Annotated in this window: 6 protein-coding genes and 1 pseudogene; 2 read left to right on the top strand and 5 right to left on the bottom strand. The window is 70.8% G+C overall.

Going from position 1 to position 11,297, the window contains the following annotated elements:
• The first annotated feature begins 351 nt into the window (after positions 1-351).
• Positions 352-1,317, top strand: coding sequence for a TolB family protein (locus J4573_RS53300; RefSeq protein WP_208264176.1), 966 nt, complete (start codon positions 352-354; stop codon positions 1,315-1,317).
• An 83-nt stretch (positions 1,318-1,400) separates the two neighbouring features.
• Here the strand turns inward: J4573_RS53300 and J4573_RS53305 are convergent, their stop codons facing one another.
• The 5 genes from J4573_RS53305 to J4573_RS53325 all read right to left on the bottom strand — a co-directional run bounded on the left by J4573_RS53305 (position 1,401) and on the right by J4573_RS53325 (position 10,655).
• On the bottom strand, positions 1,401-3,554 hold the full coding sequence (locus J4573_RS53305) for an MMPL family transporter (RefSeq protein WP_208264177.1): 2,154 nt from the start codon (positions 3,552-3,554) through the stop codon (positions 1,401-1,403).
• Between the two features lie 247 nt (positions 3,555-3,801).
• Complete coding sequence (locus J4573_RS53310) at positions 3,802-7,155, bottom strand: error-prone DNA polymerase (protein ID WP_208264178.1); 3,354 nt, start codon at positions 7,153-7,155, stop codon at positions 3,802-3,804.
• A 92-nt stretch (positions 7,156-7,247) separates the two neighbouring features.
• The gene (locus J4573_RS53315) at positions 7,248-8,741 is read right to left on the bottom strand and encodes a DNA polymerase Y family protein (RefSeq protein ID WP_307797575.1); all 1,494 of its coding nucleotides are present in this window, start codon (positions 8,739-8,741) and stop codon (positions 7,248-7,250) included.
• 445 nt (positions 8,742-9,186) lie between these two features.
• Positions 9,187-9,903: a DnaE2-dependent mutagenesis accessory factor ImuA' gene (imuA', locus tag J4573_RS53320; RefSeq protein ID WP_208264180.1), complete on the bottom strand. Its 717-nt coding sequence runs from the start codon at positions 9,901-9,903 to the stop codon at positions 9,187-9,189.
• Positions 9,904-10,082: 179 nt separating this feature from the next.
• A complete protein-coding gene (locus J4573_RS53325; RefSeq protein WP_208264181.1) occupies positions 10,083-10,655 on the bottom strand; it encodes a hypothetical protein in 573 nt (190 codons plus the stop codon).
• Between the two features lie 85 nt (positions 10,656-10,740).
• Here J4573_RS53325 and J4573_RS53330 point away from each other — a divergent pair.
• A pseudogene (locus J4573_RS53330) lies at positions 10,741-11,297 on the top strand (hypothetical protein); the annotation flags it as partial.

An 11,297-nucleotide genomic window follows, 5' to 3' on the forward strand; every position in this document is an offset into this window, starting at 1 on the left:
CGCGTTCATGAGCAGCCTGCGCCTGAACGCGCGTCCGATCAGCGCGGGGCTGAGGTGGGGGGTGCGGCAGCTTACGGGGCGGAGCAGCAGGCTCGGCATGGGCAGCCTGGGCTTCCGGGGCAGGACCAGGGGCAGCAGCCGGGGTACGCGGGCGGCCAGTACGGCGGCCAGCATCCTCCTGCGGGGCCGCCACCGGCGGGCATGGCCTATCAGGGCGGTGGCTATCCCTATGGGGCTCCTCATGGTGAGTCGCATACGGACCCATCTGCCGAGGCGCCCACTGGACCGCCGCGTGCGGGGGTAGCGGCGCCTCCGGCGAAGAAGAAGAGCTCACGGCCAGCCGGTCTCCTCGTGGGGAGCCTCATCGTGCTGGCCGTCATGGGCTCGGCCACGGCAGGGGCGTTCCTGCTCAGCGACCACAGCAAGAACAACAAGGCGGGCAACACCAGCGGCGACTCGGGAACGGGAAGCAACAACGCGGCCGCGGCAGGTGGCGCGAGCGGCGGGTTCCCCACGGACGCGATGCTCGTGCGCATCGACACCAAGCCGGGCTGGCCCGCCAAGTGCTACGCCGACATCGGCCTCTACACGCCCGGGGCGGCCAGCGCCCAGACGCTGGTCGGTGGCTCGACGTGCGACGCGCTGCCGGAACGTTCACCGGACCGTACGAAGATCGCGTGGACCCGCAAGGTCGGCGACAAGTCCGAGGCGTGGGTGATGAACGCCGACGGCAGCGACCAGAAGATGGTGACCGACCAGATGGCGGGCGGCCGGGTCACCTGGTCGCCGGACAGCACGCGGCTGGCCTACATGGTCAAGAGCGGCGGCGTCCGGCAGATCTACGCCATCTCGATCAGCGGGTCGAACGCCCAGGCGCTGACCACCGACGGCGCGGACAAGGACGACCCGCAGTGGTCGTCGACGAACCGGATCGCGTTCTGGAGCAAGCGCGACGGCGTGGAGACGATCTACTCGCTCGACGCCGCCAAGCCGACGCAGCCGTGGACCAAGCTCACCAAGGACGGCGTGCGGGCGGTCGACCCCGAGTGGTCGTTCGACGGTTCGCAGATCGCCTACAGCCGCGGCGCCTACCCGTCCGGCGACATCTGGGTGATGGGCGCCGACGGCTCCAACCCGCGCCGCCTGACCACGAGCTCGTCCCACGAGATGGACCCCGCGTGGTCCCGTGACGGCAAGTGGATCTGCTACGTCCGCGGTACGTGGGACCAGCCGCGCATCCGCGCCATCCGCGTGGACGGCACCGGCGACCGCGCGGTCAGCCCCGAGAACAAGGACCTGGGCCACCCCAACTGGTGACCTAGGCCCCAACCGGTGACGTGGGCCCGGACTGGTGACGTGGGCCGCACCGTTCACGGGGAACGGTGCGGCCGCACGACGGTTTACGGGGTCACGGGGGCCGCCTCGTCCTTCTCGGCGGGCAGGTCGACGTGTTCGTGGGTGAGCGAGCTCGGCCACCACATGAACCGGCCGACGTCGAGGTTGAGCGCGGTGACCAGGATGGACCGCACGATGAAGGTGTCCAGCAGGACGCCGAACGCGACGGCGAAGCCCATCTCGGTCACGAAGACCAGGGGCAGCGAGCCGAGCGCCGCGAACGTGCCGGCCAGCACCAGTCCCGCCGAGGTGATGACGCCGCCGGTGGCCGCGAGGCCGATGAGGGCGCCGCGGCGGGTGCCGTGCTGCTTGGCCTCCTCGTGGACGCGGGTCATGAGGAAGATGTTGTAGTCCGTTCCGAGGGCCACCAGGAACACGAAGACCCAGAGCGGGAACGACGGGTCGGACCCGGCGAAGCCGAAGCCCTTGTCGAAGATCACCGCGCTGAACCCGAGCGCCGCGCCGAACGACAGCACGACGGTGGCCACCAGGATCACCGGGGCGACCAGGGCTCGCAGCAGGAGCGCCAGGATGCCCAGGACCACGATCAGGATGATCGGGAAGATCAGGTTCTGGTCGCGCTTGGAGGCCTTGTTGATGTCGTGGGTGACCGCCGCGCCGCCTCCGACCTTGGCGTTCGCGTCCGGTATCGCGTGCAGCGTGGAACGCGCCTTGTCGACGGTCGCGAAGCCCTCGGGCTTGTCGGGTGGGGCGTTGAGGGTTCCGGTCAGGTAGACCAGGCCGTCCTTGGGTTGGCCGACCTGCGTGACGTTGCTGACCCTCGGCACGGTCGCCAGCGCCGTCTTGACCGCGTCCGCCTTGCCGGCGTTCGCGATGACCTCGATCGGGCTTCCGCTGCCCGCCGGGAAATGCTTGACCAGGACCTCCTCACCGGTGACCGAGTCGGGCTTGCCGGCGCTGAACGCGTCCTTGTTGGCCAGGTAGTCGGTCTTGAGGGTGGTGAGGCCGAGCGCCATGATCACCAGCACGAGCGCCGTGACCATCCAGGTGATGCGCGGGCGGACGGCGATCCTGGCGCCGATGCGCGCCCAGACGCCCTGCGCGGTGGGCTCGGCGGAGCCGAACGCGGGGCGCCGCGGCCAGAACATCCAGCGGCCGAAGATGACCAGCAGCGCGGGCAGCAGGGTGACCATGGCGGCCAGGCCGACCGCGACGCCGATCGCCATGACCGGCCCCATGCTCTTGGTGGAGTTGAGCTCGGCCACCAGCAGGCACAGCATGCTCACGGCCACGGTGGTGCCGCTGGCGAGGATCGCGGGCCCGGCGCGATGCAGCGCGACGTTCATCGCGGTGTGCCGGTCCTCGTGGCGGCGCAGCTCCTCGCGATAGCGGGCGATGAGCAGCAGCGCGTAGTCGGTGCCGGCGCCGAAGACGAGCACGGTCAGGATGAACGCCGATTGCCCGTTCACCGTCAGCCCGGCGTTCTTCGCCAGCACGTAGATCACCGCCTGGGCCACGAACAGCGCGACGGAGACGCAGATCAGCGGCACCAGCCACAGGATCGGACTGCGGTAGGTGATGAGCAGGATGATGATGACGATGCCCGCCGTGATGAACAGCAGGGTCTTGTCGAAGTCGGCGAAGACGTGCGCGAAGTCGCCCGCGTAGCCGGCGGGACCGGTCACATGCGCCTTCAGGCCGTTGCCGCCGTTCTGGGCGATGGCACGAAAGTCCTTGTCGGCCGGGGCGAGGGTGTTCCAGCCGTCGGCGCCGACGTGGACGTTGATGATGGTCTGGATCGCCTTGCCATCGCCCGCCTTCTGTGGCGGTACGACGCTCGAGACGATCTGCTTGGGCGCCTTGTCCTTGTTCTTCGGATGGTCGGTCACGGTCTTGAACCGCTGTGCGTCCGCGGCGGCCTTGGCCTCGTCGGCGGCGGTGACCGGTGCCCCGTCGCGGTGGTAGACGACCACGGCGGGGAAGGTGTCGGGCGGCACGAACTTCTGTGACTGCTTGACCACCTGCGTGGAGTCGGCGCTCTTGGGCAGCCAGGAGGAGGCGTCGTTCTTCTGCGCGCCGGTCAGCTTCCCGGCGAGCGGGAACGCGACCATCAGAAGCACGACCCAGACCGCGAGAACGATCCATTTGCTTCTATGGCCGCAGGGCAAGGCAGAGATCCGGTTGGTACCCGTCGTCATCGATTGAACCCCCAGGAAATGGGCCGCCCGCCCCTCACCTGTACGTCGGCCGTCCCGGACCGTCAAGACATATCGCGTTAATTAAAGGTTTCGTAAAACGGACATGGTTGGCGAAGTGCCAGGTCAGAGCCCGTGAGACCGGATCTGGACACCGCCCGGTGATCGTTAGGCCTGCGAATCAGTGGACGTTCCACAGACGGATCAGCGAACGTTCGGCCGACGCATCAGCGGGCGTCGCGCGGACGAGTCAGTGGAAGTTGCGGGAGCGGACCTTGCCTGGAACCGGCAGCCTCCGCAGCCGCGTGGCGCGCACGCTGCTCACCCCGTCCGCGCGTTCCAGCCGCCCGTTGACCAGCAGCGCCTGCGAGTCCACCGCCAGCCCGCGATGGCGCTGGAACACCTGCGGCGGGCACGTCACGTTGATGATCCCGGTCTCGTCCTCCAGCGTCATGAACACGATCCCGCCCGCGGTCGGCGGCCGCTGCCGGTGCGTCACCAGCCCCGCCACCACCACGTTGGACTCCCCAGGCCTGGTGGCCAGGCGTTCCGACGACAGCGCGCCCAGCTCGTCGAGCGCCTCCCGTACGTGCGACATCGGATGCGTGTGCGACACCCCGGTCGCCCACAAGTCGGCCAGCGTCTCCTCGACCGGCGTCATCGGCGGCAGCTCCGGCGCCGTGGCCCCGGGCGCGACCCCTTCCAGCTGCCCCGGGCCCGTTCCCGCCAGTGCTCCCGCAGCCCACAACGCCTCCCGCCGCGAAAGCCCCTGCCCTCGCCCCTGCGTGTGACTGCCCCAGACTCCTATGTTGTCGAACGCACCGGCGGTGGCCAGGGCTTCGAGGGCGGCGGAGGAGAGGGGGATGCGGCGGGCCAGGTCTTCCATGCTGGTGTACGGGCGGCCATCGGCGATGGCCTCGGCCACGTCGTCGCCAAGGTTGCGGATGCCGGTGAGGCCCATGCGGATGGCGGGCTGGGGTTTTCCCGGCGCGTGAGGATGTTTGCTTTCGACGGGAACGAGGTCCTCGAGCGTGGGGTGGGCGCCGCTGGCGTTGATGTCCACGGGCCGCACTTCCACGCCGTGGCGGCGGGCGTCGGCGTAGAGGGACTGGGTGTTGTAGAAACCCATCGGCTGGTTGCGGACGAGCGCGGCGGTGAACGCTGCGGGGTGGTGCCGCTTGAGCCACGAGCTCGCATAAACCAGGTGGGCAAAGCTCTGCGCATGGGACTCGGGAAATCCGAACCCCGTGAAGCCCAGGATCTTCTGGTAGATGTCCTCGGCCACGTCGGCAGGGATGTCGCGTTCCGCCATGCCCTCCAGCAGCCGCTTGCGCAGGCGCTCCACTCGTTCAGGGGCACGCTTGGCGCCCATGGCCTGGCGCAGCTGGTCGGACTCGGCGGCGGAGAAGCCCGCGCAGTCCACGGCCAGCTGCATCATCTGCTCCTGGAAGAGCGGAACCCCGAGCGTGCGGGCGAGGGACTTCTGCATGAGGGGGTGCGGGCAGGTCGGGTCCTCCTTGCCCTTGCGGCGCCGCAGGTACGGGTGGACCGAGCCGCCCTGGATGGGGCCGGGCCGGATCAGCGCGACCTCGACGACCAGGTCGTAGAACTTGCGGGGACGCAGGCGGGGCAGCGTCGCCATCTGCGCGCGGGACTCGACCTGGAAGACGCCCACGGTGTCGGCGTCGCAGAGCATGTCGTAGACCAGCGGGTCCTCATGCGGGATCGACTGCAGGTCGTAGCGTTCGCCGCAGTACTCGGCGACCAGGTCGAACGTGTCGTGCAGCGCGGCGAGCATGCCGAGCCCGAGCAGGTCGAACTTGACCAGCCCGGCCGCCGCGCAGTCGTCCTTGTCCCACTGGAGCACGCTGCGCTTGGGCATCGTGGCCCACTCGATCGGGCAGACCGACCCGACGGGACGGTCTGCGATCACCATCCCGCCCGAGTGGATGCCGAGGTGGCGGGGGAGCTTCAGCATCTGCTCGGCGAGCTCGGTGACCGCCGTCGGGATCTCGGCCTCGGCGCCCACGGGGTCGCGCGGGTCGATGCCCTTGGACCAGGCGTCCTGCTGGCCGGGGGAGAACCCGAGCGCGCGGGCGGAGTCCCGTACGGCCATCCGGGGCCGGTACTGGATCACGTTGGCGACCTGGGCCGTGCACTCGCGACCGTACTTCTCGTAGACGTACTGGATGATCTCCTCGCGGCGGCGATGCTCGATGTCGAGGTCGATGTCGGGCGGCCCGTCGCGGCCGGGGGAGAGGAAGCGCTCGAACAGCAGGCCGTGCTTGACCGCGTCCACGCCCGTGATGCCGAGCGCGTAGCAGACGGCCGAGTTGGCCGCCGAGCCGCGGCCCTGGCAGAGGATGTTGCGCTCTTCGCAGGCCCGGACGATGTCGTGGACGATCAGGAAGTAGCCGGGGAAGTCGAGGCCCTCGATGACGTCGAGTTCCTTGGCGATCTGGGCGTGGGCGCCCGGCGTCTTCTCGTCGTTGGGCGGGCCGTAGCGCTTGAGCGCTCCCTCTCTGACCAGCTGGCGCAGCTGCTCGGCTTCGCTGCGGCCGAGTCCTTGGGGGTCCGGCCAGTCGGGGAGGCTGGGCGCGACGACCTTGAAGTTGAAGATGCAGGAGCGCGCGAGCTCCACGGTCCGTTCGTGAACGCCGGGGAAGCGCGCCAGGCGGGCGGCCATCTCCGCGCCGTCGCGGATGTGCGCGGTGCCGCTCGCGGGCAGCCAGCCGACCATGTCGTCGAGGCTCCGGCGCGATCGTACGGCGGCCAGCGCCTGCGCCAGCCGCGCATCGCCGCCGGGCGAGGCGAAGTGCACGTTGTTGGACGCGACCGTGGCCAGGCCGGTACGGGTGGCGAGCTCGAAGAGGGCGTCGTTGCGGTGGTCGTCGTCGGGCAGGTCATGGTCGACCAGCTCCACGAACACGTTGTCCGCGCCGAACATCTCGACGAGGCGCGTCAGCTCGCGTTCGGCGGCGTCGATGCCCTCTCGTTCGAGCGCTGAGGGGACGGCGCCCTTGCGGCATCCGGTGAGAACGGCCCAGTGGTCGTCGTGGGCGTCCGCCAGCTTCTCCAGGTCGTAGATGGGCCGGCCCTTCTGCCTGCCCGCCAGCTGGGCGCGGGTGATCTCCGTGCAGAGCCGCCCGTAGCCCTCCGCGCCGCGCGCCAGAATCAGCAGATGCTGCCCGGCGGGATCGGGCTCGCCCGTCTGCGGCCCGGGCAGTCCGAGGCTGAGCTCAGCCCCGAAGATCGTGCCGATGTTCCTCTCGGCGGCGGCCTGCGCGAACTGCACCGCCCCGTACATCCCGTCGTGGTCGGTGATCGCCATCGCCTCCACGCCCAGCCGCGCGGCCTCCCGTACGAGCGACGCCGGATCGCTCGCGCCGTCCAGGAAGCTGTAGGACGAGTGAACGTGCAGCTCCGCCCAGGCAGGGGCGTCAGGCCGGCGTTCTTGGCGATCGTCGTCGGGGCGGCGGGCAGCCGAAGGATCACGGCGCGGAGGAGAGAGATCCTGCGGCCGCCCGCCTGGCTCGTTTCCTGATTTCCAGGAGAGCTGCTTCTCGAAGTCCCGCCACGGGATCGGAGGGTTATGCCATCCCACAGCGCGCCTCCTGATCGTCGTGGCCGTCGTGGCCGTCGTGGCGGTCCCGACAGCCCCGGTAGCCCCGGTCGTGGTGGCGGCCGTCGGCCCGTTCAGTCATAGGTGGCCTCCACGTGCCAGAGGCCGTCCTCGACCGCGAGCAGGTAGGCGCAGCCGTCCGCGGTGACGACCTGGAAGCGCGCCCGGCGCCGCGAGTGCTCGTGGTCCCACCAGCGTTCGATCGCGGGCCAGGGACCGGTCCACGACGTCACCGCTGACACCGGACGTCCGTTCACGGCGATCATCGAGGGCGGCGCGGACACCGTGCAGCGCGCCGAGACCACCACCGGCGCGCCGGTCGCGTCCGTGACGTTCACCGGAACGCGTGTGGGCAGCACCACCGAAGGCGCGGGCGCGGGGATCCGGCCGGGCCACGGGCCGTCCGGGATCCCGCCCGGCAGGAGGTCACCGACCGGAACCCTGGTCACCTGCTCACCGGGCCCGCGCCCGCCCGTGAGCACCGGCCGCGTGATGCCACGATGCCCGAGCAGTGCCTGGATGCGGTCCGCCGCCCGTGCGACCCGTTCGGTCACCGACGTCTGACCCCAGATCGCCTGCTGGCGCCCCTGATCCGGTACGAGCTGCTCGGGCGTCAGCTCCAGCCAGACGACCCCGCCCCACACCGCCGCGCCGGCCTCGTCGCCGTCGTCGAGCTCGATCCCGTCCGCGTCCACGCCCGCCTTGGGTCGGTCGCTCCGCCAGGCCGACAGCTGCCAGCGGACCCGTTCGGCCACCGCGAGCGTGGACAGCAGCCCGTCGTGCCGCCACAGCCGCTGCAGCACGTGCCCGTCGGCGAACCCGACCTCGACGTTGAGCCGTACGCAGGTCAGGCCGCCCGCCGCCAGCCCCTCGTGCAGCTCGCCCGCCAGGCGCTTGGCCGTGAAGACCACCTGCTCGGCCTGCGCGGCGGGCGGATCGAACTCCTGCCGTACGGACAGATCGACGGCCGCGTGCGCCGGAGCCAGCGGCCGCGGCTCCTCACCACGCGCCAGCCGCTGCGCCAGCGCCCCGTCAGCCCCGAACCGCCCCGCCACATGCCCGCTCGGCAGCCCCGCGAAGCCGCCGAGGTTCCGGACGCCCAGCCGGTTGAGCAGATCCGCGAGCTCGGGCCGGTCGAGCACGCTGAGCGGGTACGGCGCCAGGAACGACGCCGACTCGCCCGCCGGGACGACCAGCCCGCCCAACTCGGTACGCGCCGCCAGCTCGGCCGCGAACAGCCCGTCGGCGATGCCGGAACCGCAGTCGTACCCGGCCTCGACCACCGCGTCCTGCACCAGCAGGCGCAGCGACTCCTCGCCCCCGTAGAAGCGTGCCGCGCCCTTGGCCGGGACCGCGCACATGCCAGGCCGTACGACCTCCACCTTGGGCGCCAGGGCCGCCACCGCATCGGCCACCCTCTCGAACATCCGCCCCTCGGCGTCGGTGTCCCGCTCACGTACGACCAGCTCAGGGCACCGCCGCTGCGCATCCCGAATCCGCTGCCCGCGCCGTACCCCCTCAGCCCGCGCCGCCGCCGTACAGGCGACCACCTGCCCCTGAACGACCACAGCCCCAGCCGTAGCCGCCTCCACTCCCACCGCAGTCGCAGGCCAGTCCGGACACCAAACAACCAAAACCCGACTCACGCCGCCTCCCGGCCAGGAGACGGCCCGCCATGCGTCCCCTTGGCAGCCTGCGCGAATGCCTTTTGTCCGCTCACGGCCTCCCCGGCAGGGGACGGCCCGCCGCGTTCCCCGGCCAGCGCGGCGCGAACGCCTTCCGCGTGCTCACGCGGCCTCCACACAAGGGACGACTCGCCACGCTTCCCGGCCTGCGCAGCGTGCGTGAGACCGCTTCGCCCGCTCACGCGCCACCTCCAGCGGAGAGCCGATCCACGCCTCCGGTTGCGGCCAGGCAGAGCGGACTTGTTTCGCTCGCTCACGTCGCCGTTCTTGAGGAGGGGTGACTCCCCGCTCCCGGCAAGTGCAGGTCGCGCGGGCCTGCTTCGTTTGCTCACGCGACCACCTCCAGGGTGGGCCGGCCGGTGGGTTCGTAGGGGGTGGCCGGTTCGTAGGGGGTGGCCGCCGGTTCGTAGGGGGTGACGGTGCCGTCGGGGGCGGGCAGCCAGATCCAGGTGGATTCGGGGGCGCCGCGTCGTTCGGCGATCAGGCGGGCGCGGCGGCCCTGAAGGCGGCCGTGGCCGCTGCCGAGCCCTGTCCACTCGGTGTCGGCGAGATGCAGGCGGAGGGCGGTGCCGGGCCAGTCGTGCTCCGCGACGGTGAGGACGCAGCCGTGCTTGCGCGCGAGGGCCGTGAGGCGTCGTACGGCCGCGGTGCCCGGGCGTTCGGGCGGCCGGAGGAGCACCAGGTCGACCGCCTCGATCAGCGCGGCGACGGCGTCCGGCCAGCGTTCGCCGGGGTCGTCCACCAGGAGCAGGCGTTCAGGCTCGGCGCCCATACCGGCGGCCGCGACGACGCCGAACTCCGGCATCCCGACCACCGCGCACCACCCGCCCGCCTCGCTCTCGCCGCCGTGGCGCGACACCCCGGCCACCAGCGCCATGGCCAGGGACCCGGCGCCCTGCCCGTTGAGGCTCACGATCGAGCCCGGCCGGAGTCCGGGGACCACCGGACGGAGCGCGGGCAGGACCGGAACCAGGTCCCGGGGCTGGGAGTCGAGCCGCAGTGCCTCGAGCGCCGCGGCGGTTTCCGCCAACGCCGCCTCCGCCACGGTGCCTCCTTGAACGCCGCCCCGAACACCTCCCTATAATGTCGAACATGAGTTCGAGGTGTGTCAAGTTACTGCAGGTCACAACGTCTGGAAAGACCGACTTCTCCGCCTGGGACTTTGCCCGTCAGGGCCTAGCGGGGTGGGAGTTTGAGGGGCTCGGGGGTGGCGTCGGACGGCGATCAGGGCGGGGGAGAGGCGGTGAAGTTCGTCGCCATGGTCTCGGCGTCGCCGCCACCGGGGAGCGTCATCCAGAGCTCGCTCCAGCAGTGTGATCGCTTGCTGGCGACCCAGACATTGAACGTTGTGTAAGTGTGGCCGCCGCTGCCCGCCGTCTCGTAGCGCCAGCCGCCGGCCGCGCCGGGGACGGTCATCTTCTGAGGCTGCTTGCGGAGGGTGAACGTCTGGAGGCTCTCCTTGGGGTCGATCTGCTTGGAGAAGCTGGAGAGATCCTCGGCCTTGTTCGCATCGCCGCAGCCGGTGAACTGCTGGACGTGCATGCGCCACTGCCCTGCCGGATCGTCATAGACCGTGGCGACGCCGACATCGCCTGACGGCTCGATTTTCCACTCCGGCCGTACGAGATAGCCGTACTTGCCCGCGACGATGGCCTTCCAGCCCGGAGGCGGCGTGGGCAGAGGAGCGGGCGGTCCTTCGTTCGACTTGCTGCCGGACATGTGGTCGAGCACCAGCCCGCACCCGCTCAGGACGGGGAACGCCAACGTCAGTGTGAGCAGGCGTATCCGCATCCGCATGACCGCCACCATGCCGGACGGGCGTCTCCGGGCCAAGGGTCCGCGGCGATTCTCCCTCGCCTACCCGATTTGTATTCTTCTGGTCATGGGAAGTGACGTTCGGGCCGTCGAATGGGCGGATGCGAAGGTGCGGTTGATCGACCAGACCGTACTCCCCGCCAGCCTGGAGTACCTGGACATCGACGACGTCGACGGCCTGGTCGAGGCGATCCAGCGCCTCGCCGTACGCGGGGCGCCCGCGCTGGGCGTCGCGGGCGCGTTCGGCGTCGTCCTCGCCCTCCAGCAGGCCGAACGCGAGCGCTGGAGCGACGCGACCCTCCAGACCATGGTCGATCGCCTCCGCAACGCTCGTCCCACGGCCGTCAACCTGGCCGCCGGCATCGATCGCGTCCGCCCCTTCATCCCCAAGGGCCGAGCCGCCGCCCTCGCTGAGGCCCAAGCCCTCCAGGACGAGGACATAAGAGCCAGCCGAGCCATGGCCGCCCACGGCGCAACCTGGATCCTCACCCACACCCCCACCCGCCCGCAGACTGCCGCGCGCCCTGAGAACGCCGCGCCCCCCGAGAGTGCCACCCGCCCCGAGGGTGCTGCCCGTGCCGAGGGTGCTGCCCGTGCCGAGGGTGCTGCCCGTGCCGAGGGTGC

This window comes from Actinomadura barringtoniae, assembly GCF_017573505.1.
In the GTDB taxonomy this organism is placed as follows: domain Bacteria; phylum Actinomycetota; class Actinomycetes; order Streptosporangiales; family Streptosporangiaceae; genus Spirillospora; species Spirillospora barringtoniae.

What these genes read in the sequence shown, in the direction of transcription:
- J4573_RS53305 (WP_208264177.1), bottom strand. Translation starts at nt 3,554, where the DNA reads ATGACGACGGGTACCAACCGGATCTCTGCCTTGCCCTGCGGCCATAGA.
- J4573_RS53325 (WP_208264181.1), bottom strand. Translation starts at nt 10,655, where the DNA reads ATGCGGATGCGGATACGCCTGCTCACACTGACGTTGGCGTTCCCCGTC.